18 protein-coding genes are annotated in these 23,895 nt (G+C 60.8%); 11 read left to right on the top strand and 7 right to left on the bottom strand.

The window, feature by feature from the left end:
• Window positions 1–76 precede the first annotated feature (76 nt).
• Genes KSS91_RS15170 through KSS91_RS15135 form a run of 8 tightly spaced genes read left to right on the top strand, consistent with a single transcriptional unit; the run spans window position 77 to window position 8,151 of the window.
• On the top strand, window positions 77–1,807 hold the full coding sequence (locus KSS91_RS15170; RefSeq protein ID WP_217835254.1) for a cytochrome c3 family protein: 1,731 nt from the start codon (window positions 77–79) through the stop codon (window positions 1,805–1,807).
• 49 nt (window positions 1,808–1,856) lie between these two features.
• Entirely contained in the window at window positions 1,857–2,534 is a 678-nt protein-coding gene (locus tag KSS91_RS15165) for a thermostable hemolysin (RefSeq protein WP_217835253.1), read from the top strand.
• A complete protein-coding gene (locus KSS91_RS15160; protein ID WP_217835252.1) occupies window positions 2,524–4,005 on the top strand; it encodes an AMP-binding protein in 1,482 nt (493 codons plus the stop codon). Before KSS91_RS15165 ends, KSS91_RS15160 begins: the two co-directional genes overlap by 11 nt.
• Window positions 4,002–4,676 (top strand): iron-containing redox enzyme family protein, encoded by a 675-nt coding sequence (locus KSS91_RS15155; RefSeq protein WP_217835251.1) that lies wholly within the window; start codon window positions 4,002–4,004, stop codon window positions 4,674–4,676. Before KSS91_RS15160 ends, KSS91_RS15155 begins: the two co-directional genes overlap by 4 nt.
• Window positions 4,663–5,472, top strand: coding sequence for an SDR family oxidoreductase (locus KSS91_RS15150; RefSeq protein WP_217835250.1), 810 nt, complete (start codon window positions 4,663–4,665; stop codon window positions 5,470–5,472). The genes KSS91_RS15155 and KSS91_RS15150 overlap by 14 nt, the downstream gene beginning before the upstream one ends.
• Window positions 5,469–6,113, top strand: coding sequence for a tetratricopeptide repeat protein (locus KSS91_RS15145; protein ID WP_217835249.1), 645 nt, complete (start codon window positions 5,469–5,471; stop codon window positions 6,111–6,113). The genes KSS91_RS15150 and KSS91_RS15145 overlap by 4 nt, the downstream gene beginning before the upstream one ends.
• A gap of 11 nt (window positions 6,114–6,124) precedes the next feature.
• On the top strand, window positions 6,125–6,787 hold the full coding sequence (locus tag KSS91_RS15140; RefSeq protein ID WP_217835248.1) for a response regulator: 663 nt from the start codon (window positions 6,125–6,127) through the stop codon (window positions 6,785–6,787).
• The gene (locus KSS91_RS15135; protein ID WP_217835247.1) at window positions 6,784–8,151 is read left to right on the top strand and encodes a sensor histidine kinase; all 1,368 of its coding nucleotides are present in this window, start codon (window positions 6,784–6,786) and stop codon (window positions 8,149–8,151) included. The genes KSS91_RS15140 and KSS91_RS15135 overlap by 4 nt, the downstream gene beginning before the upstream one ends.
• Window positions 8,152–8,258: 107 nt before the next feature.
• Here the strand turns inward: KSS91_RS15135 and KSS91_RS15130 are convergent, their stop codons facing one another.
• The 3 genes from KSS91_RS15130 to pdxR form a co-directional block, all read right to left on the bottom strand.
• Window positions 8,259–9,524, bottom strand: coding sequence for an MFS transporter (locus KSS91_RS15130; RefSeq protein ID WP_217835246.1), 1,266 nt, complete (start codon window positions 9,522–9,524; stop codon window positions 8,259–8,261).
• 51 nt (window positions 9,525–9,575) lie between these two features.
• Entirely contained in the window at window positions 9,576–10,646 is a 1,071-nt protein-coding gene (locus KSS91_RS15125) for a sugar phosphate isomerase/epimerase family protein (protein ID WP_217835245.1), read from the bottom strand.
• A gap of 112 nt (window positions 10,647–10,758) precedes the next feature.
• Window positions 10,759–12,267: a MocR-like pyridoxine biosynthesis transcription factor PdxR gene (gene pdxR / locus KSS91_RS15120; protein ID WP_217835244.1), complete on the bottom strand. Its 1,509-nt coding sequence runs from the start codon at window positions 12,265–12,267 to the stop codon at window positions 10,759–10,761.
• A gap of 341 nt (window positions 12,268–12,608) precedes the next feature.
• Here pdxR and potE point away from each other — a divergent pair, with 341 nt between their 5' ends.
• Window positions 12,609–13,955 carry a putrescine-ornithine antiporter gene (gene potE / locus KSS91_RS15115; protein ID WP_217835243.1) on the top strand — a complete coding sequence of 449 codons (1,347 nt, stop codon included), beginning with the start codon at window positions 12,609–12,611 and terminating at the stop codon, window positions 13,953–13,955.
• A 42-nt stretch (window positions 13,956–13,997) separates the two neighbouring features.
• Window positions 13,998–14,903, top strand: a complete 906-nt coding sequence (locus KSS91_RS15110) for an amino acid ABC transporter substrate-binding protein (protein ID WP_217835242.1) — start codon at window positions 13,998–14,000, stop codon at window positions 14,901–14,903.
• A gap of 165 nt (window positions 14,904–15,068) precedes the next feature.
• On the opposite strand, the gene KSS91_RS15105 is transcribed toward KSS91_RS15110, so the two are convergent.
• From KSS91_RS15105 to KSS91_RS15095, 3 genes are all read right to left on the bottom strand, one after another.
• The gene (locus tag KSS91_RS15105) at window positions 15,069–16,613 is read right to left on the bottom strand and encodes a methyl-accepting chemotaxis protein (protein ID WP_217835241.1); all 1,545 of its coding nucleotides are present in this window, start codon (window positions 16,611–16,613) and stop codon (window positions 15,069–15,071) included.
• Window positions 16,614–16,837: 224 nt separating this feature from the next.
• On the bottom strand, window positions 16,838–17,374 hold the full coding sequence (locus KSS91_RS15100) for a P-loop NTPase family protein (RefSeq protein WP_217835240.1): 537 nt from the start codon (window positions 17,372–17,374) through the stop codon (window positions 16,838–16,840).
• A gap of 629 nt (window positions 17,375–18,003) precedes the next feature.
• Window positions 18,004–19,341 (bottom strand): MFS transporter, encoded by a 1,338-nt coding sequence (locus KSS91_RS15095; RefSeq protein ID WP_015095184.1) that lies wholly within the window; start codon window positions 19,339–19,341, stop codon window positions 18,004–18,006.
• A 237-nt stretch (window positions 19,342–19,578) separates the two neighbouring features.
• On the opposite strand from KSS91_RS15095, the gene KSS91_RS15090 reads away from it, so the two are divergent.
• Window positions 19,579–20,145 (top strand): nucleotidyltransferase family protein, encoded by a 567-nt coding sequence (locus KSS91_RS15090; protein ID WP_225923686.1) that lies wholly within the window; start codon window positions 19,579–19,581, stop codon window positions 20,143–20,145.
• 73 nt (window positions 20,146–20,218) lie between these two features.
• On the opposite strand, the gene KSS91_RS15085 is transcribed toward KSS91_RS15090, so the two are convergent.
• On the bottom strand, window positions 20,219–23,539 hold the full coding sequence (locus KSS91_RS15085) for an Ig-like domain-containing protein (RefSeq protein WP_225923767.1): 3,321 nt from the start codon (window positions 23,537–23,539) through the stop codon (window positions 20,219–20,221).
• Between the last annotated feature and the right edge of the window lie 356 nt (window positions 23,540–23,895).

Here is a 23,895-nt window from a genome sequence, read left to right as displayed (position 1 = left end):
CGGTTTGCATCAATACCCCTGGCGACTCAATAGAAGTACTGCACTCATCCTCTGCAAGGCGTCCAGAGGAAATGCCATGAGCCACACCAGACCAACGTGTGCACAGTTAGCGCTGCACGGGCTATCGGCCTTGATTGTTCTATGGACGATCAGCGCCGGGTCTTACATGGCAATGTTCAACGTACCGCCAGGGGTCAAGCTGGCCATTGTCGACTTGAACATTTCCCTGGCGTCATTGTTCATTCCGTTGTCCCTGGCGCTCAAACCTCTGGCTCGCCGTTTACTGTTGTTCCTGGCCTGCCTTCTGACGGTAACGCTGGCGGCGGCCGACGAACCGCAGAGCAGCAACAATCAGGGCAATGACAATCAGAGCAATGAGAAGTGGCTGGAGCCGGCACGCTCCAGGCTCATGCGTGTGACGGGCGGGATGCCGTTCTTCCCGCACCGGGCCAATACCACCGGTAACCTGGTGTTGAATGTGAAGGACTTCGACAATGCCCAGGTCTGTGGCGCTTGTCATACGGAGATCTACAGGCAGTGGCGCTCGTCGATGATGTCCCAGGCCTGGGATGAACCCATCTATCGGGCCTTGCTCAAGCGTGCGAGTGCGGCCACCGAGGGCAAGGTCGATAACTTCTGCACCGGCTGCCATACCCCGATCGGTCTCACGACCGGGCAGATCACTTCGCAAGTCAACCGCTCCTCGATTGAAGACAGTGAGAAGAATCATCCGATGCCCGGGGTCGACTGCGAGACCTGCCACAACATCATTGCCCGCACGGGCCTCGATAACGGGGCCTATGTCATGAGCCCCCGAGCACACGGCAAACCGACCAAGTTCGGCCCGCGCAAAGACGCCGTTTCGCCTTATCACGACACTGTTTACTCGGCTTTGCACACCCGCTCGGATTTTTGCGGCACCTGCCACAACGTCACGCACCCGTTCAGCAGCGTGGCGGTGGAGCGCACCTATGACGAATGGCAGGAGAGTACCTACAGCCTTAACGATATCACCTGCCAGAGTTGCCACATGCCGGGGTTCAAGGGCAAGGCCGCGATCACGGGGCCGGAACGCGAGTCGGTCGCCTCGCATTGGTTCAGCGGGGCCAACGCGATGATGCTCAACCATCTCGGTCAGGAAGAGGGCGCGCAACGGGCTCGCAACATGCTTGCACGCGCGGGGGAAATAACCTTCGAGCAATTGCCGGCAGCGATCGTTGCCGGGCAATACACCTCGGTCGCCGTCAAGGTTTCCAATGTCGGCGCAGGGCACAAGCTGCCGACCGGCTTTCCGGAGGGACGGGAGATGTGGATCGATTTCCGGGTGCTGGATGCCACGGGTCGCGAGATCTACCGGCTGGGTTCGATCAAGGACGGCAAGACTGAAGTCAACACGCGAAATTTCAAAGTGCACATAGGCGACAAGGACGGCAACCCGCTGGACGTCGAGGTCTGGAATGCCACGCAGATTCTCTCGGACAACCGCATTCTGCCCAAGGGCTACGATATCGGGGAGTTCTCCTTCCTGGTGCCGGCCGACGCCGTCGGGCCGCTGACCCTGACGGCCGACCTGAACTACTGGCCGTTTTCGCAGAAGCTGGCCGACTACCTGCTCGGCAAGGACAAGGTGCAGGTGGAAATCACCCGGATGGCAAACGTCACGCAGAGCGTACCCCTGTCGACCCGCCTGCCGGTTGCCGGGGCGGATACGGGTGCAGTGTCGACGCCCGGGCCGGCCAAGGTCATGCAAGGTGACAATCAGAAGGCCACTGAAGAGAATCGTCTTGTCACCTTCAGACTTCGTTAAGAATTGTCTTTGATACTGCTCCCCAATTGATCCGGGGAGATGTTTTTCAATGTCCGATTTCAACTGGAACGTTCAGTTGCCATTGTGCTTTGGCCTGACCGAAGCACAGCAGATGCATCTTGTCAGGGCCTTGCCTGGCGCCCCGCAAAGGGGGGGCTTCGAAGCCTTTATCCAGCAACGGTTTCGCAGGGCCCACGGTGCCGATGTTCGTCACTTCATGCCGCAGCTGTTTGGCATGAGCGATGCGTGCGGCACGCTTTGTGCGGTGGTTGGCGTGCGTCTGGCGAGCGACGGACCGCTGTTTCTGGAAGGTTACCTGGACGAGGCGATCGATGCGCTGATCAGTGCCGCGGCCGACCATACCGTAAGCCGCTCAGCCATCGTCGAGGTCGGGAACCTGGCGGCCAGCGACACCGGCAGCGCACGTATGAGCATCATCGCGATGACTTACCTGCTGGCCATGGGGGGGCTGGAATGGGTCGCTTTCACTGGAAACCTGGGGCTGGTCAATAGCTTTCATCGACTTGGCTTGAAACCCGTGACCCTGTGTGCTGCCGACCCGGCGCGTCTTGGCGAAGACCGCCACGCCTGGGGCAGTTACTACGAAAGCAAACCGTGGGTTCATTTCGGCAATATTCGTTCCGGTTTCATTCACTTACGCAACACGGGCCTGTTCAGTCGCCTGGGTTTGCCGACTTCCATTGAAGGGACCTGCCATGTCGCCTGAAATGGAGCGTTTCAAACAGACCCTGCGTCATCATGCTGAGCAAAAAACCAACACCATTGCCTTGTGGGACGACCATCGCAAGCTCGACTACGCCACGCTCTATGCCGAGGTCAGCTATCGTCAGCAGCGCCTGCGCGATGAAGAGGTCAGGGTGGTCGCCCTGGCACTGGACAATGGTATCGAGGCCATGCTGTGGGACCTGGCCGCGCTGTTCGAGGGTTTGACCTGCGTAGCCTTGCCACCTTTTTTCAGTCCGGCGCAACGCAAGCATTGCCTGGAGCAAAGCCAGGCCGAACACGTCATTGCCGAACCGCCATTGCAGGACGAACTGCAAGCCGCTGGATATCAGAAGTGCGGCGAGTTCTGGCACCGCACGTTCAGTGGCCCGAACCGGATGCCTGACGGCACCGCCAAGTTGACCTTCACTTCCGGCACCACAGGCACACCCAAAGGCGTGTGCCTGAGTGCCGACAGCATTCTGCGGGTCGCTCGCGAGCTGGATCAGGCCAGCAAACCCACTGATCCGCAACACCACCTGGCGCTGCTTCCCCTGGCCATTTTGCTGGAGAACATCGGTTGTTACGCCGCACTGTATGCCGGGGCCACCTTGAGCCTGCCCAGCCAGAAAACCCTGGGGATTGCAGGCGCCAGCGGTGTGGAGGTGCCGAAACTGTTGGGATGCCTGGCCAGCCGCTCGCCTCAGAGCCTGGTCCTGGTGCCGCAGTTATTGCTGATGCTGGTCGGTGCTGCCGAGCAGAAGGTTTTCGATCCACAGCACTTGCGTTTTGCCGCCGTGGGCGGTGCCCGGGTCAGTGAAGATCTACTGCATCGCGCTGAACGCGTGCGCATACCCGTCTATGAAGGTTACGGGCTGTCCGAGTGCGCATCGGTGGTGTGCCTCAATCGCCCGCAAGCTCGGCGCCCCGGCAGTGTCGGACGGCCATTGCCCCATGTGGAGATTCGCCTGGCGCAGGACGGAGAAGTGCTGATCAAGGGTTCAACCTTGCTGGGCTATCTGGGAGAGGCGCCGCACACCGCCCAGTGGTGGCCCAGCGGCGATCTCGGCGAGTTCGACGCCGAAGGTTTTCTCTACCTCAAGGGGCGCAAGAAGCATCAGTTCGTGACCAGTTTCGGGCGCAACGTGAACCCCGAGTGGGTGGAAGCCGAGTTGACTCAGTGCGGGCCTGTCGCCCAGGCCTTCGTCTATGGCGAGGCGATGCCTCACAACCATGCGCTGCTCTGGCCGCATCGACCGGACTGTAGCGACGAACAGCTGGCCACCGCCGTGGCCCAGGCCAACGAAGCTTTGCCCGAGTACGCCCAGGTCCGCCACTGGAGTCGGCTGGACCAACCCTTCACCGCCACCAACGGCTTGCTTACCGCCAATGGCCGGCCCCGCCGTGACGCCATCATCGAGCGCTACCGGCGGCAATTGACCGAATCTGCATTTTCCGAGGAATCCGCACCATGAGCTTTTTTGACACCTTGCAACAAGCCACTGAGCAAGAACGCAATGAGTTGTTCAACCTGCCGATCATCCGTGATGCGCTGCAGGGCGATGTCATCCTGGAAAGTTACCGGGCCTTTCTGGCACAGGCCTATTACCACGTGCGCCATACCGTGCCGTTGATGATGGCATGCGGTGCACGCCTGCCATTGCGCCTGGAATGGTTGCGCGAAGCGGTATGTGAGTACATCGAGGAAGAGTACGGCCACGAACAATGGGTACTCAATGACATTCAAGCCTGCGGCGGTGACAGGGACGCAGTACGGGACGGGCGTCCGTCATTGCCGATCGAATTGATGGTCAGCTTCCTCTACGACCTGATTGCCAGGGACAATCCGGTGGGACTGTTTGGCATGGTCAACGTGCTTGAAGGCACGAGCATCGCCCTGGCGACCCACGCCGCCGGCAGTATTCGCCAGCGTCTGGACTTGCCGGAAAGCGCATTCAGCTACCTCAGCTCCCACGGTTCGCTCGATATCGAACATATGCAGACCTACCGTCGACTGATGAACCGTCTGGATGACCCGCACGACCAGGCCGCCGTCATTCATGCCTCCAAAGTGGTGTACCGGCTCTACGCCGATATGTTTCGTGGCTTGCCGCGTAACGGGGAGAGCCTGCATGCGCCTGTCTGAAGCCCGCGTCGTGTTGACCGGTGCCAGCGGCGGCATCGGCCTGGCCATCGCCACTGCACTCTGCGCCAGTGGTGCCCAGGTGCTGGCCGTGGCTCGCCATCGGGAGCCCCTGGTGCCGTTGCTCGAGCTTTATCCCAATAATCTGTGTTGGATCCGTGCAGACCTGACGTTTCTCTCCGACCGCCGCGAGGTGCTGGCGCGGGCCCAGAACATCGGCGGCATCAACCTGCTGATCAATGCCGCCGGGGTCAACCATTTCGCCATGCTCGAACAGCTCGACGACGGTGAGATCAATTCGATGCTCGCGGTGAACATCAGTGCGCCGATGTGCCTGACAAAACTGATGTTGCCGCTGCTCAAGCAAGCCGACAGTGCCATGGTGGTCAACGTCGGTTCGACCTATGGCTCCATTGGCTACCCCGGCTACGCCAGTTACTGCGCCACCAAGTTTGCCCTGCGCGGGTTCTCCGAGGCCCTGCGCCGAGAGTTGGCGGACACCCGGGTCAGTGTGCTCTACGTCGCTCCGCGAGCGACCCGTACCGGCATGAACAGCCCGGCAGCCCAAGCGCTCAATGATGCGCTCAAAACCAATGTCGACGATCCGCAAACCGTGGCGGCCGCGGTGACTCACGCCATTGCCGGTGACCGTCGCGACTTGTACCTGGGCTGGCCCGAGCGTTTTTTTGTACGCCTGAACAGCCTCCTGCCCCATCTGGTGGACCGTGGTTTGCGCAAACAACTGCCACTGATCCGCCGCCTGAGCCAGAATCCCGACCAGGAGAATCTCGAACCATGAAAAAGATCATCGCTTGCCTGCTGCTGGGCGCATTGAGCCAGGGTGTCTGGGCGCTGGATGCTGCCGACCAGCAGCGTCTCAACGGTATCCAGCAAAGCTGGGCGCACATTCAGTACGAGCTGCCCGAGGGCCAACGCACTGCGGCTTTCGAGAAGCTGGCGGCCCAGGCTTCGAGTTTCAAGCAGGAGCGCCAAGCGGCGGCGGAGGCGTGGATCTGGTCTGGCATCGTCACCAGTAGCTGGGCGGGTGCCCAGGGTGGGCTGGGTGCGCTGAGCAAGGTCAAGGATGCCAAGGCCGATCTGGAAAAAGCCCTGGCCCTGGACCCCAAGGCCCTGCAAGGCTCAGCCTATACCAGTCTGGCGGCCCTCTATGACCGCGTACCGGGCTGGCCCATCGGTTTCGGCGATTCGGACAAGGCCAAGCAGTTGCTCAAGCTGGCATTGCAAATAAACCCCAACGGCATCGACAGCCTGTACTTCTGGGGCGATCACCTCTACCGTCAGAAGCGTTATGGCGAAGCCAGGACAGCGTTGCAAAAAGCCTTGCAGGCTGCTCCCCGACCTGGCCGCGAGAGCGCGGATGCCGGGCGCCGCAAGGAGATCGAAGCGTTGTTGGTGGACGTGAACAAGAAACTCGGCTGACAGGAGACCCTGTGCGTTTATTACTCGTAGAGGATGACGTGGCGCTCGGCGAGGGCATTCATCAGGCCCTGCGCCGTGAAGGTTATACCGTCGACTGGTTGCAGGACGGCAACAGTGCCTTGCACTCGCTGCTCAGTGAAATCTTTGATCTGGCGGTGCTCGACCTTGGCCTGCCACGCATGGACGGTCTCGAAGTGCTCAGGCGCTTGCGTGACAGCGGCTCCAACCTGCCGGTGCTGATCCTGACGGCACGCGATGCCACCGAAGACCGCATCGCCGGCCTGGATGCCGGCGCCGATGACTACCTGATCAAACCCTTCGACCTGGCAGAATTGAAGGCGCGCATACGTGCGTTGCTTCGGCGCAGCGCCGGGCGTGGGCAATCGCTGATCGAGCACGCGGGCATCAGCCTGAACCCCGGCACCCAGCAAGTCAGCTACAAAGGCGAACCGGTGGCCCTGACACCCAAGGAATACCAGTTGCTCCACGAACTGCTCTCGCCACCGGGCCGGGTATTGACTCGCGATCATCTGATGCAGTTGCTGTACGGCTGGAGTGAGGAGGCTGAAAGCAACACGCTGGAAGTGCACATCCATCACCTGCGCAAGAAGCTCTCCACCGATCTGATTCGCACCGTCCGTGGTATCGGTTATCTGGTGGAGGAGCGTCGATGACCTCGATCCGCCGGCGCACCCTGACCCTGATCATTGGCCTGATGCTCGCAGGTCTGGCGGTGATCAGCGTGTTGAACCTGCACGACAGCAACCATGAAATTGCCGAAGTCTATGATGCCCAACTGGCCCAGAATGCTCGCCTGCTGCAAGGCGTCATGCGTATGCCCATGGTGAGCGAGGATCACGCAGATCTGTACAGGGCTTTCAACCAGGCCCTGAACGAGGCGACGCCCAGGGCCGACGGGCATCCGTATGAAACGAAGATTGCGTTTCAGGTCTGGAATGCCAGGAATGAAGTGCTGGTGCATACCGCCAGTTCTCCGTCTTTCAGCCAACCCCCGGTCACACCAGGCTTCAGCGATGTAGTCGACCTGAACAACCGGCACTGGCGCGCCTTCCTGCTTGAAGACAAGCAGAACAACCTGCGTATCTGGGTGGGGGAACGGGACGACGTGCGCACGGACCTGGTGGACCGCATCGTACGCCACACCTTGTGGCCTAACATTCTGGGGAGTTTGATACTGGCCGCCATGCTCTGGCTGGCCATCGGCTGGGGATTGAAACCTCTGGTCAACATGGCTGCGACACTGCGGGCGAGGCATCCCGGATCACTCGAGCCCCTGCAATTGACGCCGCTGCCTACCGAGCTTGAGCCGATGCAGGCAGCCCTTAACCGTATGCTTGCGCAGATTCAGGAAGTCATGGGACGTGAGCGACGTTTTATCGCTGATGCCGCCCACGAAATGCGCACACCACTGGCCGTGCTCAGGGTGCATGCGCAGAACCTGATGGAAGCGGCGAGCGAAGGGGAGCGTCGTGCGTCGCTTGAACACTTGATTGCCGGGGTGGACCGTACCAGCCGGCTGGTCAATCAATTGCTCACCATGGCTCGTATCGAGCCTCAAGCAGGCGCGCAACCGCCTGCACCGATTGACCTGGCAGCCACGGTTCGCGACAGCCTGGTTCAGTTGACACCCTGGTTGTTGAGCAAGGATCTTGAATTGGTTTTCGATGTCGGCAACAACATCGGCCTTGTGAGGGTCGACCCTGCGGCCATCGACATTGCCTTGAACAACCTGGTCACCAACGCGGTGAATTTCTCCCCCCGGCACGGCGTGATCACGGTAAAGCTGGTCGAAAAGAGTAACGGCTACGAACTGTCTGTCGAAGATGAGGGGCCGGGTATCGATGAGCAGGATCGTGATCGGCTCTTCGAGCGGTTCTACAGTCGCGCAAACGATCAGGGGGCAGGGTTGGGGCTGACCATCGTCAAGGCCATTGCCGATCGCCTGGGTGGGCAGATCAGACTGGAGAACCGCATCGCTGGCGGTTTACGCGCCACGTTGGAAATCTGTCGCGTTTGACGTTATGCGTGGTCATGCCTGGTGCATGGCGTCCATGCGGCGGTAACCGGGAGGCACCGGTTACCGCCGCACGGCGTTGCGTCAAGACGCCTGGACGCGGTCCAGGGTCAGGCTTGCGCGGCGCTGACCTGGCCCGTGACCGCGGAATTCTTGCGCACCGCTTGATACAGCAGGCTCGATACCATGAACCCGACAATGGCCAGCAGACTCATCAACGAGAAGACGTAGTTGTAGCCTTGTTGACCCGGGAAGTGGTCGAGTATCGCGCCATAGATGACGTAGGCGAACATGCCCGGCGCATAGCCGATCAGGCAACCAATGCCAAAGGCCGAGCCCGTGATGTGCTGGGGAATGCCGACTTCACCCATCGGTGCCCAGAACACACCGCGCATGGAAAACACAATCAGCGCGAAGGAGAGGGTGGCCGCCATGCCTGCGTAGATGTAATCCGGGCTTTTCGGGATGAGCATGATGACGCCCATCAGCGGCAACAACGCCAGGAATGCCCACTTCAGGTAACGGCTGGAACTCTTGAACTGCTTGTCGGCAATGAAGCCGCCAGCGGGGCCGCCGAGGATCTTGAGGAAGTACTGGTTGATGATGCCGTAGGCGCCCACCAGGGCCACGGGCAGTTCGTACATTTCCTTGAGGTAGGGAATGAAGTAGGTCAGGCCGCAGTACACGATGTAGACCATGAACACGTTGAGGCTGACCAGCCAGATGCCCGGCACCTTGATGGCCTCGAGCAGGTTCGACAGTCCGTTCTTCGGCTTGACGGTCGACTGGGTTTTGCCGCTCTTGAGCAACAGCCAGGTCAGGGTACCGGCAAGAATGTCGATGACCGAGTAGAACAGGATCGCCGACTTCAAACCGTTTTCACCGGAGCCCATGGCGACGAAGACGCCCAGCGCAGAGAAGGCGACCAGAGTATCGATGACGCCACGCCCGCCTTCGAGCAGACCGAACAGGCGCCCCTGTTCCTTATCGTCACCCAGGTTGCGGATGGCCTTGAGCAGCGATGGCCAGAAGAGGCAGTCGGCACACACGGCCAACAGGCAGAACACAACCAGCAGATTGCTGAAGGGCGGAAAGGTCGCCAGGTAAAGTCCCAGGCCCCCGGTACCGATCAGGCCGAGGGGGATCAGCTTGCGCGTGTCGTACCGGTCGGCGAGCATGCCGCCCACCACGAACAGCGCGGTGGCGATGATGGCGTTGGCGCTCAGCAGCACGCCGATTTCAGTGTGGGACAGCCCCATGAACTCCTGCATGGGGATATAGAAGGCGTCCTTGAGGCTCGCCAGCTTGTAGATGGTGCCGCCACCGAGGATGAGAATCAGGAATCTGAGCCATTTGGCCTTGTCTTGGGATGTCATTATTGTTCTCCAGGCGTATTGGGGTAGGCAGTGCCGTTCGGCACGTCAGGTTCAGGCGTCAGCGCAATGGGCCAGGGTCAACTCGGCCAGGGTTCGGAACTCGGCCAGCAGACCTCGTACGTAGGCGACCTGGTTGTTTGCCCAACGGTGTTCATCGGCCAGCATTCGCTCCAGCGAGTAGCCTTGCGGCAGCGCTGTTTCACTCATTTCCCGGTACGCAATGAACGGGTCGGCGGCTTCGTCGAGCTGGCGGAACGCCGGTGCCACGTAATGGTTTTCCTGCTCGAGAATGAAGGCGATCACCTGCGGGGTTGATTCGCCGAGCATCAGCAGTTCGAACAACATGCGAGCGCTGGGCAGGTCGTCTTCGTCGCTGCCTTGCAGCACGCCGTAATGCCCGAAGCCGTTTTGCTCGGGCACGATGCGCACACCCTTGAGGTGCGTCTGGCGTATGTGCGGACCCAGGGTGCGCAGTGCCGCAAGGGGCTGTTCGCAGGCATTGATCATGTTGCCGAAGTCGAACAGGGCGTGCAGGCGCGGGTGGTTCAGCCGGCTCAGCAGTTGCGCGATCTCGCCGCTCTTGAGTTCCTCGTGCTGCTCGAAATCGAAGAACAGGTCGTGTTCCTCTGCCTGTTGCGCGAGGTAGTGCAGGTCCGACTCGATCACGTCCATGACCCGGGACAGCGCCCCTTCGTAGCGTGAGTAGACACGGATGTTGCGGGTACCCAGCGCCTTGGCGATGGCGATCACTTGATCGACATCTTTTTTCAGGGTGCTGCTGATTTCCAGATGCACGTCCAGCCCGAGGGCATTGGCCTTGGCAGCGAACGCCTGAAGCTGCGCGGCTGTCATTTGACTCAGGCTGTTTTCCTCACCGTCGAGCAGGTGCAGGCTCAGTCCCTGGAGTTCATGGCGATAGGCAAAGTCCAGCAGGTCGCCAGGGGTGACACGGCCGTGGGTCAGGTTGGTCAGCAAGGGGTAGGCATGGGCAAACAGACGCAGTTGCCCAAGTCGGTCGAGCAACCGGCGGGCCAGTGCCTCGGTCAGTTGAGGGGGAGCCTCGGCCTCGACAGCCTTATGGCTGAGCAAGGCGTTGAATCGTTCCTGGATCTTATTGTTCATTCGAGTCGTTCCTGGTTCAGACACCGGGTCTACCGGCGCAGCCTTTATCGCGCCAGTCAGGAACTCTCGATAGATCCATTATCAGCTAAATCATAAGACCACTTGCCCGGCGTCAGGTGGCCGGCTGCAGGTAACCCATTTTGTCCAGGGCCAGGGCCAGCTCTTCGACCCGCGCCTGGGCCTGGTCCTCGGGGGTGCTGGCAAAGCCGATCAGCAGCGCCGGCGGCAAGACATGTTCGACGCAGTAGTCGCTCAGGGGGTAGGTATGAATGCCATGTTGGTCGAGCTCCCTGGCCAGGGCATCGTCATCGAGATGCGCAGGTAACCAGGCGATCATGTGCATGCCGGCTTCCACCGGGGTGATCCTGAAGAAAGTCCCCAGTTGTTTCTGTAGCTGTTCGACCAGTACCTGCTGGCGAGCCTGGTACAGGGCGCGCATCCGCCGAATATGGCCGAGGAAGTGGCCTTCGCGCATGAAGTCCGCGGTGGCGGCCTGAAGCAGGGTGGGCGGGCTGCGATCCATGACCGCCCGCAGGGTGCAGAAGGGTTCGACCAGGGCGTGCGGCAGTATCACGTACCCCAGTCGCAGCGAGGGGAAGAGCACCTTGCTGAAGGTCCCGGCGTAGATGACCCGAGCCCACTGGTCCATGGCATAGAGCGCGGGCAGGGGGCGGCCGTTGTAGCGAAACTCACTGTCGCAATCGTCCTCGATGATCCAGCTTTGATTCTGCGCGGCCCAGTCGATGAGTTCCTGGCGTCGTGCATAACTCATGGTGACGCCCAAAGGATGCTGGCGAGAAGGCGTGGTAAACACCAGGCGGGCGTCAGGACACACAGCCAGGCCTTGCCGGACATCGATCCCCTGTTCGTCGATACGCAACGGCACGACCTGGCCACCCTGGGCCTGGAGCGCAATACGCGCCGCGATATGCCCCGGATCTTCCATCCAGAAGCTGTCCTGCGGGTTGAGCAACAGCATGCCCAGCAGGTTGAAGGCTTGCTGGGCGCCGGACACGATGACTACCTGCTCGGCACTGCAATCAATGCCGCGGGCATCGAAGACGTACTCGGCAATCGCCTCGCGCAGGGCCAGCAAGCCCTGCAGTTCGCCATAGCCGAGCATGGCCTTGGTCGGTTTGTGCAGGTGGCGGTTCAACAGGCGCTTCCAGACCGATTGCGGGAACGCATCGTAAGCGCTGTGACTGGGCAGGAACGAGGTCGGGCTGCCGGTCGCCCAGCCGGCATAGGAAACACCACGGAAATGATCGCTGCGCAACGACAGCATCGACTGGCTCAGGTCGGACAGGCGAGGCGGCTGGCGCTTGTGCTCATCGTCTTCAATACCGCGGCCTTCCCATTCATGGCCGACGTAAGTCCCGGCCCCGGTCCGCGACGTCAGGAAACCTTCGGCAATCAGTTGATCGAACGCATTGAGAATGCTGATTCGCGACAGCTCAAGCTCCTTGCTCAGGGTCCGCGTGGACGGCAGGCGCACGCCGCCCTGAATCCTGCCACTGAGAATCTGTTTGCGAATCTGCAAGTAGAGTTGGCGGTACAAGGGGATGGAACTGGCACGATCCAGTTCGATACCCGACAACAGCAAACCTGCGGAGGATTTCATTATTCGTTCGTCCACGGAAAAGGAAGGTGCCTGATCGTCATGTGCATGCCCAAGCGGTCCAGTAAAAAATCAGCAGGAAGTAACAGATTGTAAATTTGAACTATACCCAATAGGGCAATCGCTCCTGGCCTTGGGACATGATGCCTGCCCAGATACTCGTCCCGGGAACTTCAACGTCGGACAGACAGAGAAATTCTGCTTCTGAACGCTTTGAAGATCGCTGCCAGCAATGCGGTGCGTTTACAGGCTCAAGGTCTGATCAAGCATTAGCCCCAGTCCGGCCGCGTGTTGCACGTCGCCAGGCCCAAGTTCAAAACACTGAACAAGGCAAGGAGTTTGCGATGGCTGATTCAAGCAAGAAAATGGGCCTGATGGGGCTCACGACGCTGGTAACGGTCAACATGATGGGCTCGGGCATCATCATGTTGCCCACCAACATGGCTCAACTGGGTGCCGTCTCGCTACTGTCATGGATCTTCACCGCGATCGGTTCGATGGCTATCGCTTACTGCTTTGCCCAATGCGGAGTCTTCTGTTCGCGTTCCGGCGGTTTGTCCGCCTACACAGAAGAGGCCCATTCAAAGTCGGGTTTTTTCCTCTGCTCGTACCTGTACTTCCTGTCCCTGGCCATCGCCAACGTGGCCGTGGCCATTTCGGCGGTGGGCTACATGACCGCCTTCGTGCCCTGGCTGGGCACGGGTGCCATTCCTTTGTGCGTCGGCACCATCGGGCTGATCTGGCTGACCACTTTCGCCAATTTCGGGGGCCCGGGCATCACCGGCAAGATCGGTGCATTCACGGTGTGGGGCGTGATCATTCCGGTAGCGGGCCTGAGCATCATCGGCTGGTTCTGGTTCAAGCCTGATGTGCTGGCCGCCGCCTGGAACCCCAACAGCCTGCCGATTTCCGAAGCTATCAGCAAAGCCATTCCCCTGACCCTTTGGGCCTTCCTGGGCATGGAGTCGGCGGCCCAGGCCACCGATGCCGTGGAAAACCCCAAGCGCAACGTGCCGCTGGCCTGCCTGTTCGGCACCCTCGGCGCTGCCGTGGTCTATGTGCTGTCGACCACCGTCATCCAGGGCATCATTCCCAACGCCGAACTGGCCAAGTCCTCGGCGCCCTTTGCGCTGGTCTACGCGACGATATTCAATCCGATGGTGGGCAATATCGTCATGGCCCTGGCGGTCATGGCCTGTGTCGGCTCGCTGCTGGGCTGGCAATTCACCCTGGCACAAACGGCCAAGATGACGGCTGACCAGAACCTGTTCCTCAAGCTGTTCAGCAAGGTCAACTCGATGAATGCGCCCGTCGTCGGCATGATCGTCTGCGGTGTGCTGCAAACCCTGATGGCCCTGTCGACCATCTCGCCCGACGCCGCCGCGCAGTTCAGCAAGCTGGTCAGCCTGGCCGCGGTCACCAACCTCATCCCCTATATTACTGCGCTGACCGGCCTGCTGGTGATCATGCACAAGGCCGGGGTCTCATCTGCGATTCGCACGCGTAACGTGGTGGTCTTGCTGATTGCCGTCACGTACTCCCTGTACGCCCTGTATGCATGCGGCAAGGACGCGGTGATGGGCGGCACCCTGGTACTCGCTGTCGGCTACCTGCTCTACGGATTCCTCGCCAAGCGCTTCACCGAAGTGCCAGTGGCCAGCCAGGCCAGGGCCGCAAACCCTCAGGCGTAGCCAACAGGACTGCACAGACATCTGCATACAGGGAAACCGGACATGAACGTACCATTTGCCACAACCACCAGACTGCTGCTTACCTTCGCACTCTTGACGCTGCCACTGGTGGCCGGCGCCAACACCCTTGAGCGCGTGCGCAGCAGCCACACCTTTAACCTGGGCTACTTGCCGGACCTGGCGCCCTTCAGCAAGCAGGAAGGCGACAAGGCCAGCGGTTATGCCATCGACCTGTGCCTGAAAGTCGCCGACAAGCTCAAGAGCGAACTGGGCCTGCCCGACCTGCAAGTGCACTACCAGCCGGTCACGGTTGCGAACCAGGTCAGTGCCGTCAGCCAGGGCAAGGTGGATATCCTCTGCACGCCGACCGCGCCCACCCTGGAACGGCGCAAGATGATCAGCTACTCCATCCCGGTCTACACCGCCGGCCTCTCGGTCGTGGTGCGCAACGATGCGGCCGAACCCTTGCTCAATGTGCTCAATGGCAAGGTCGCCACTGCCGGCCCGACCTGGCGTGCCAGCATCAACAATGGCCTGGCCAACCAGACCTACGCGACCCTCGAGGGCGGGGTGACCGAAGACTGGATTCGCGAACGCATGCGCCTGCTCAACGTGATCGCCTCGCTGGTGACCGTGGCCAACAACGACGAGGGCGTCAAGCTGGTCGCCGAGGGCAAGGTCGATGCCTTCTTTTCCGAACGCATGTTGCTGCGAAACGAAATCGCCAAGGAAGGTGCGGCGCAGAACCTGATGATCCTGGACCGCATCTTCGAGTACTCGCCGGTGGCGATGATGGTCGATCGCAACGACGAAGACTTCCGCCTGCTGGTCGATACGGCCCTGAGTGAAGCCTATTACTCGGGCTTTGTGGAAAAGGCCTACGACCAGTATCTGGGCGGGAGCAACCTTACCGTGAAGAGACTGTTCAGGGTCTATGCATTGCCGTAGCTGTGGCGAGGGAGCTTGCTCCCGCTGGACTGCGCAGCAGTCCCTCTTTTTGGGGGCGCTGCGCACCCCAGCGGGAGCAAGCTCCCTCGCCACAGGTGATGCCATTGGTTCGGAGCCGCATCAATTGGCGAGGACCATGGCCAAGCAGGAATCGCCCTGTCGCCACTAACGGTTAAAACGCTCGGCCAGGCTGTGCAGGTATTCAGCCATGACTTCAAGATCCTGGCTGATTGCGGCGCCTTGTTTGGCCTGCCCGGCGCTGTGATCACAGAGCTGGGCAATACGGGTGATCTGCTGATTGATGTCTTCAGCCACGTGACTTTGTTCTTCAGACGCCGAGGCCATCTGCTGGCTCATTCCGGTAATCCGGGTGACGGCCTGACTGATGCCGACCAGCGCCGACTGTACCGCCTCGACACGCTGCATGCTTTCGCGGGACATCTGCTCGCCACGGTTGGCCGTTGATACTGCGCGATCGGCACCGTCGTACAGAGAAGCGATGATGCCGTGGATCTGCTCGGTGGAGGTGCGAGTGCGTTGTGCAAGGGAGCGCACCTCGTCGGCAACTACGGCAAAACCGCGACCTTGCTCACCGGCCCGGGCCGCCTCGATCGCCGCATTGAGCGCCAGCAGGTTGGTCTGTTCGGCAATGGACGTGATGACATCCACGACACTGCCGATCGATTGCGTTTCGCTCGCCAATGCGTTGACCGCCTTGCCGATTTCGTTGACCGCCTCATGCATGGTTTCCATGGCGTTCAGGCTTTGCCGGGCCAGTTCACTGCCCTCACGCGTCAACTGGTCGGCCTGCGACGCGGCATGCGCGGTGCTGATGACGTTCTGGGTGACTTCCTGGATGGCGGCGGCAGACTGATCGGTTTCACTGCGCTGACGATCAAGCGACTGCGCCTGAGAACCGGAGAGTTCGGATGACTGCGCGGCCTTGGCCTTGACATTGACCCCGGCATCGACGAGTCGGCTCAGGGCGGTCTGCAAGCGCGCTTCCTCACTGACCATGGCCATGTCCAGGCGCCCCTGGGGACCATGGTTGTCGCTGTAGGTGAGCGCGACCAATGGATCGGAAAAGGCTTTTGGATGCTCGGCCAGGGTGCGCTCGATGGCTCTGCGATGCCGGGAGTCGATCAAGTACCAGGCCATACACAGGCTTGCCACCATCAGTCCCTGTGCCGCCGCATTGGGCAGCCACTGGTCGGCGAGCAATGAAACTGCGCCAGCGATCAGCAACGGCCAGCCGTGTTGCAGCGGCCGGGAAATCCGCGTGCGCAGCGAAACGATGGGCTTGCCGGCCCGCATCCGTGCATAGAGTGCTGCAGCCCGACGAACCTGGTCGCGGCTGGGCAGCGAACGAACCGACTCGTAACCACTCAGGCGTCCGTTTTCATGGATGGGCGTGACGTAGGCACTGACCCAATAGAAGTCACCATTTTTCGCGCGGTTTTTCACAATGCCCATCCAGGGTTTGCCTTGCTTGATGGTGTGCCACATGTGAATGAATACCCCGGGAGGCATGTCGGGGTGTCGAACCAGGTTATGGGGCTGGCCCACCAATTCGTCGTAGGTGAAACCGCTGATGGCAACAAAGGCCTCGTTGCAGTAGGTGATCCGGCTATCGAGATCGGTCGTGGAGATCAATCGTTGTTCGGCGGGAAATACTCTTTCATGCTCGATTACGGGCAAATTCACGCGCATACGATGCGACCCCTCGGATTATTATTATGATGTTGAGCCTATAGAACAGAACGGGCCCGAAGAGGAATTTATGGAGGGGGGAGGCTGACGGAGATTCATCCGACGACAATTTCTTTTCATTTCATGACAAATTCACGATATCGCTGTGGAATCATGCGTGACGTCCAATTGAGTCGGTTTCGGGGCGCGACGTATAACCTCGGGTGACGGATGTCGCCGCCCCTCTATTCAAGGCAGGTTCCAGGCATTGCGGGCAAGCCATGGAGAAAGGCGGCAATCTCCCGACTATTGCGCAAATGCACCACAGGAATCCGCGGGCCCGTGGCCATGCGCACCGCTTCGATACCCGGGCGGTAGCCTCGATCGAAATTCCACACGAACTCAAGGAACGTCAGGAACGCCCGGTCGAGCTTCTCTGCGCAGCCGGCTGCAAGGTCAGGGCGAGGACGGTTCATGACGCTGCGCAGGATCACCCGGGCGAAGCAGGTGAGTCGCGGCGTATCGAGCCAGATGATCAGGTCGGCCCGGGGCAGGCGAAGGTCGAAGGTGCGCCGGGCATAGTTGCCTTCACAAATCCAGGTATCCGCTGCGATCGCTGTGCTAACCCGCGCGCGGAACTGCTCCGCGTCGGGTTCGATCCAGCCGGGCTCCCAGAACAGGGTATCGAGGTGCACCACGGGCAGCCCCAGATGCTTGCCGAGGGTGCGGGCGAGGGTGGATTTGCCGCTGCCGGCATTGCCCAGAATAACAATCCGTTGCACGAGTGACGTCCTGTCGAAAAAAAGATTCTTTACGCATTCCCGGGGAACTGTAGGCGCCAGCCTGCTGGCGATGGACTCAAGTGCGCCGCGTTCATCCAGTTCACACGCGTTATCGTTAACGACCATCGCAGGCAAGCCAGCTCCCACAAGGGACCATGCCCACGCTGAAACTGTAGGAGCCAGCTTGCTGGCGATGGACTCCAGTGCGCCGCGTTCATCCGGTTCACCTGCGTTATCGTTAACGACCATCGCTGGCAGGCCAGCTCCCACAAAGGACCGTGTCCACGCTGAAACTGTAGGAGCCAGCCTGCTGGCGATGGACTCAAGTGCGCCGCGTTCATCCAGTTCACACGCGTTATCGTTAACGACCATCGCAGGCAAGCCAGCTCCCACAAGGGACCATGCCCACGCTGAAACTGTAGGAGCCAGCCTGCTGGCGATGGACTCAGATGCGCCGCGTTTATCCAGCTCACACGCGTTATCGCTAACGACCATCGCTGGCAAGCCAGTGACCTCCAAACCAGTGAAGGCCCCAAAAACAGCCGGCAATTGTGCAGGGTTTTGCTCACCAGTCAAAGGCCTCTGAGGGAAACCTCGCTGACATGACACCTGCCGGCCCGTTTCGTGTGTCAGGCGGATGCACCCACGCCTTCGGCTTTCTCCTGCGCCGCAACGTCATGCAGGGAAATCCTCGAGGTCTCCGGCAATGCCAGTCCCCCGGCCAGCGCGAGCAATGCGATCGCGATCAGGTAGAACGCCGGCGACAGGTTGCTGCCGGTGGTGCTGATCAGCCACGTCGCCACCAGCGGCGCGGTGCCGCCGAACAAGGTGTACGCCATGTTGTAGGTGATGGCCGAGGCGGTGTATCGAGTGCGGGTCGGGAAGGTTTCCGAGAGCAAGGCCGCCGTCACCACGCCACACAACACCGCGCCAATCGCCAGGAGCATGACGCCGACGACGGACGCTGCGAACGAGCCGGAGCTGGCCATCAGGAACGATGGATACACGACAACGATCAACAGCGCGCAGGCCGTCATCACCGTCATGCGACGCCCGACCCGGTCCGAATACAGCCCGGCCAGGGGGCAGATCGCCGCGGCGAACAGCAATGCAATCAGTGACACCAGCAACGCGGTTGCGCGACTCAGGCCACCGGCGACTTGCAGGTAAGTCGCGAAATAGGTGGTGAACATATAAAACGACAGGGCGGTCAGTGACACGAAGGCCCCCAGGCAACAGATAGCCGCCCCATGGTTGCGCAAGGTGTCCTTGAGCGGCGAGTGGGCGACCGCATGTTCCTGGGTCACCGCCTGGAATGCCGGCGTCTCGTCGAGCTTCCAGCGCAAGTAAAGCCCCACCAGGCCCAGCGGTGCAGCAATCAGGAACGGCAGGCGCCAACCCCAACTGCCCATGGCTTCGGCCGACAATGACGCCTCGAGCGCGTAGGCCACCACGGCTGCCGCAGCGAAGGCGGAAAATGTCGACACCGGGATGAAGCTGCCGTACCAGGCTCGTTTGTCGCTCGGTGCATGCTCCATCAGGTAGGCACAGGCACCTGCGTATTCGCCCCCGGCGGAAAAACCCTGGGCGCAACGGATCAGCGACAGCAGAATCGGCGCGGTGACCCCGATCGCCGCATAAGTGGGCAGCAGACCGATCAGGGTCGTTGCACCTGCCATCAGCAGAATGGTCATCGCCAGGGTTCGCTTGCGGCCGATCCGGTCGCCCAGCATGCCGAAGAAAATCCCGCCAAGGGGCCGAAACGCGAAGGCCACGGCGAACACCGCAAAGGTCTTGAGCAGCGCGGCGCTGGCGTCACCGCTGGGGAAGAACTGCTGGGCGATGGTCGTGGCCAGAAAGCCATAGACGGCAAAGTCGAACCACTCGACGAAATTGCCGATGCCGGCGGCGACAATCACTCTTCTCAGTGTTTGCGGGCTGACTTGTTCCGTATTTGCGTTCGTCATGCTTGACCTCGACAGTTCGTCAGTAAGCTATCGATTATCGGGGCAGGCACGGCGGCGGCTCACTTCAAAAGTGTCATCCACATAGTCAGTACCGACTTCATACCCCCTGAATGTCCCATGATTGGCGCCAGGCTGGCCGATAGTCGCAGGTCGCGAAGGACGGTGTTTTTCGTGAATTTGTAAAGCACCGGGGGTATTGTCGGTCGCCAGGATCAGATCGATAGGGAAGGGATGAAGATGACATTGACTGCCGAAAGCCTGGTCAGGATCGCAATGACCAATCCGGTCAACGCAGAAATTTACACACGCTTGCCCGAGCTTGGTTTGAACCAATGCATGCTCACGGCCGGCTGCCTGTTCCAGGCCGTCTGGAATCATCAGTCACAGCGACCGCCAGAGTGGGGAGTGAAGGATTACGACGTCTTTTACTTCGATGATGATCTGTCCTGGGAAGCAGAGAACGAGGTCATTCAGTCAGCCCGGCAGCTGTTCAACGATCTCGACGTGAATGTTGAGGTCAAGAATCAGGCTCGCGTTCATCTATGGTACAGCCAGCGGTTCGGCGGGGATTATCCCAGGCTTGAGTCCGCCAGGGACGGAGTCGATCGCTACCTGGTTGCCGGTACCTGCATCGGTTGGGATGTCGCCACCGGCGAGGTCTATGCCCCCAACGGCCTGGCCGACACAGAGCACGGGCTGCTTCGAATCAATCCAGGCAATCCCAGGCCGGACTTGTTCGATCAGAAGGCCAGAAGTTATCAGGCTCGCTGGCCGTGGCTCAGGATCATCGCGCCACAAAGTTGAACGGGACCAACCGAACTGACCGATTCGGGCCTCAGATCCTTTGAGGCCCTCGTCGCTAAAGCCAGGTTGAAACTCAGTTCTTCACTACCGGCACCGTCACGGTTTTGCCGAAGGCCGACTTGATGGTCGCCGTCGGGGCAGCCGACGGGCCGCTGCCGACGGTTGTCACCGCTATATTCCAGCGCGCGCCTGTCGGCGTAAGCGTCAGGGTGGCGGTGCCAAGGTTCACCGTGCCGGTTGTGGTCGTGGCCGTCGCCGTGATGCTATTGCCCGCTCCACGCGAGGTGGTGCCGGACAGCACCCAATACCAGCGGCTGCTGCTACGGGCGGTGACGGTGGCGCTGGTGACGATCAGGTTCTCGACGACCCCTGCCGAGACCGCCACGGACACCGTCGCCGGTGCCGACTCCGCGTTCTTCGCATCGCTGGCCCTATAGGTAAAGGTCGCGGTGAACGGCGCGGGGATCGTGGCCGGTGGTGTGTAGATCACACGCAAACCGTCGGTGCTGACCGAGCCCTTGCCGGAGTCCGGTTGCTCCAGACCCACCACTTTAAGCGGCACGTTGCCGTCAGGGTCGCTGTCGTTGGCCAGCACGTTGATGGTCACCGGTTGGCCGGTGTTACTGATGGCGCTGTCGGGGTTGGCGACAGGTTTCTGGTTGGCGAGGTCTTCGACACGTTCATCGCCAGTGCGGAAAGTCGGCAGCGCGGCGGAATTGACGTAGGTGACGCCGTCCCAACCAGGCAGGGGCGTTGGCATCAACTGAAACTGGCCGGGGTGCTCGACATCCCAACGCATCAGCATGGACGTGTCCTCGTGCTGGGTGTTGTGGCAGTGTTCCAGGTAGGTCCCGGCGAACTCGCGGAAGCGGATCGCAATGTCCACGTCCACCGAACTGTCGATGCCTTGGCCGATGTTATAGACGTCCTTGCGCGCCCATTTTTCCCATTCCGGCGGTGCCTTGCCGTCGCGGTTGAGGACGATGCCTTCTTCAAAATGCACGTGCACCGGGTGGTTCCAGCCGTTGCCGCCGTTCCTGATTTTCCACACTTCCAGGGTGCCGTCGCCGGAGAACCCGGCAGGGGTCGGACCGGTGGCCAGTTGCGGAGCGGCGCTGATGATCCGAGGATCCATTTGGTAGCCGAAACCGCCGTCGGTCTTGATGGTCCAGGGTTCTTCGTCGGTACCGTCGGAGCGACCGAAGATGAACTCGCGATGGCGCGCCGCCTTGAGCTTGGCTTGCACCACCGGATCATCGCGGTTAAGGGTCAGCGGGATCATACTTTTACCCACAGGCTTGCCCGGCTTGGCGGGTTCGTAGTCGGCGGGGTTCATGCTCACGTCCTGGCCGGCATAAGGCTGGACCACCATCTGCATGAACTTGCCCACCACCGGGTCGCCGTCCTCCCATCGCAAGCCGGTACTGGTCAGCTTGAGCACTGCCTTGTACCTGCCGGCCAGGACATCGGCCAGGCTCAGCGGCAGACTTTCCGGACCCTTGCCGTCGTGGTGCTCCATCAGGTTGACGAAGTACAGCTTGTCACCGGTCCTGATCCCGTGTTTCGAGAAGTTGACGATGATGTCGAAACGCTCGGCGATGCTCTGGGCGGGCAGGATGGCGTTGTGGTCCTGCACATCGCCGTCGGCGTCCAGGTCCATGCTGCCGTCGAACGGCACGGCGTGTTCCATGAGGTTGCCGTCGTTGGCGATCATGTGGAACGGCACGCGGGTGTAAGACAGGCCGGAACCTGTCGGGCCGGGGAATTCGCCACCGGTGCCGACGACTTCACGCACCAGCGCGATCCTGAAGAAACGTGACACCGAGCCATTGAGGATGCGGAAACGATAGCTGCGCGCCCGCACGTTCAGACGTGGTTGGTACTGCCAGTTGACCAGCATCTGATCGCCGAGGAAGCCGTCGGTGTTGAAGGGGTTGAACCACAGTTGGCCGTTCTGATCCCAGGCCTTGTCGGCCAGCATCAGGTTGACGTCGTAGTCGCGGTTGCCCCAAGGCAAGGCCGAGCCGCTGGGCAGGCGCAGGTTGACGCCGTCCTGCAGCGCTTCGTTACCGCGATCCAGGGCGCTGTAGTAGTTCATCATCGACGCGCTGCCCTTGTAGACGTTCTGCGCGGTGAAATCGAGCATGTGGTCGTGGAACCAGTGGGTGCTCATGGTTTCGCGCCAGTCGCCACGGATCTTGATGGTGCCGTTGTTGCAGGTCTTCAGGCCCGGCGTGGCGTCGTTGACATACAGGGTTTCGCCCGGGGCGCAGGGGAACGCCGCGCGCGGATCCTGCGCGCTGGTGTTGATGCTGTCGTAACCGGCCAACTGGATCGGCCAGCGATAGTCGAAGTACTGCCCCGGAAAGAAAAACGCATTGGCATAGCCGTCGCTTTCGGCCGGGTTGTGGCCGTTGTGTTCGTGGGTGCTGAGGGTGTGCAGGCCAAAACCCATGTTGGCTGATGGATCGATCGGCAGGGCGTTGTAGTGCCGCATCAGCACGCCCTGGCCGTAGCGCACCATTAACAGTTTTGGCGGAAAGGTGCCGTCGAAGGTCCAGAGCGCCTTGTGGTTCTGAATCGGCATGTTGGGGTGAAAGCGGGTGTCGATGCCTTTGGTGGTGCCCACAATGATCGGGTTGTCCGAGGTCTGGTTGTAGAGCCCGCCCGGCCCGAACTCACCAACGGCGTAGTTGTGCAGCTGGCGGCGGTCGCGCATGCCGCCGTTGAGCTTGGCGCCCACTTGAGCGGTCTTGAAGGCGACCTGTGGGTAGAACTCGTTCCAGCGCTGGTGCGACCAGCTTTTTCCTGGCGGACGCCCTTCGGCCGGCGAGCCGACCGGATGGCGGTTGAGGAAGGCTTCTACCTGCGCTTTCCACGGGTTACGGTCCAGCACGTTGGAATACTGTGACGGAAACGGGTACAGCCCGGGCTGGCGCATGAAGGCTTCGAGCGCCACAGCCGAAGGGCCGCTGCGGGCGATGTTGTTCGGGTCCTGCACGGGCGCCGGGCCGACGGTCGGAGGCGGGAAGGTCAGGGTGGGCGGCGGCAGTGTCGGGTCGAGTTTTTCCGTGCCGAATTCTTCGAACAACAGCAATTGCTGGGTGTACGGCTGCGCCCCGAACAACGGGCTGGGCTTGCCGTTGGTGGGGATCTTGAACGATGTCTGCAGCGCTGGCGGCAGCACGTTGTCGGTCGTCGGCGTGGTGCGGGTACCATACACGCCATTGGGCAGGGCGAAGGCACCCGTGTTGGTGGGTGGCATGGCCTCTATGGCATCCACCGCGGCCTGAGGATCGGCCGGCGGATTGGTAAACGCCGAGGGGTCCGTCGGTGGTGGCGGGCCGAAATCATCCAGTGGTGCGGCGTCTGCCGTGGCCAGGGTAAAGAACATCGCACAAGGCAGGCTTGTTTTGCGCAGCCAGTAGAAGGAATTGCCTGGTTGGGTCGTGCGTTTCATGTTTCACCCCTCGCGTGATGTCCCGCCGTCTCCATGTCCGGGACGACTGCTGTTGTGGGCACAAGTGGGCGCGTGCAACTAATGAGCCATCACCCGGGCAAAGAAAAAACCCAGGTTAATGAACAAGTTGCTGGCGGATTTGCATTCGGGAGACGCGGGGAGAAAGGGGATGTTCCTCCAATTTGGTGGTAATTGCCCGCAAGGGTGGGTGAAGTAACCCATTTATGGGGAAGCGGCAGCCCGGCCTGAATGTTTAAGCTGATATCATTCAAGAACCACCGGTTGAGCAG

Origin of the sequence: Pseudomonas azerbaijanorientalis (genome assembly GCF_019139795.1) — a bacterium.
GTDB classification, from domain to species: domain Bacteria; phylum Pseudomonadota; class Gammaproteobacteria; order Pseudomonadales; family Pseudomonadaceae; genus Aquipseudomonas; species Aquipseudomonas laurylsulfatiphila.
Note: the sequence above shows the minus strand (reverse complement) of the source record. Positions and strands in the feature narration are given on the sequence as shown.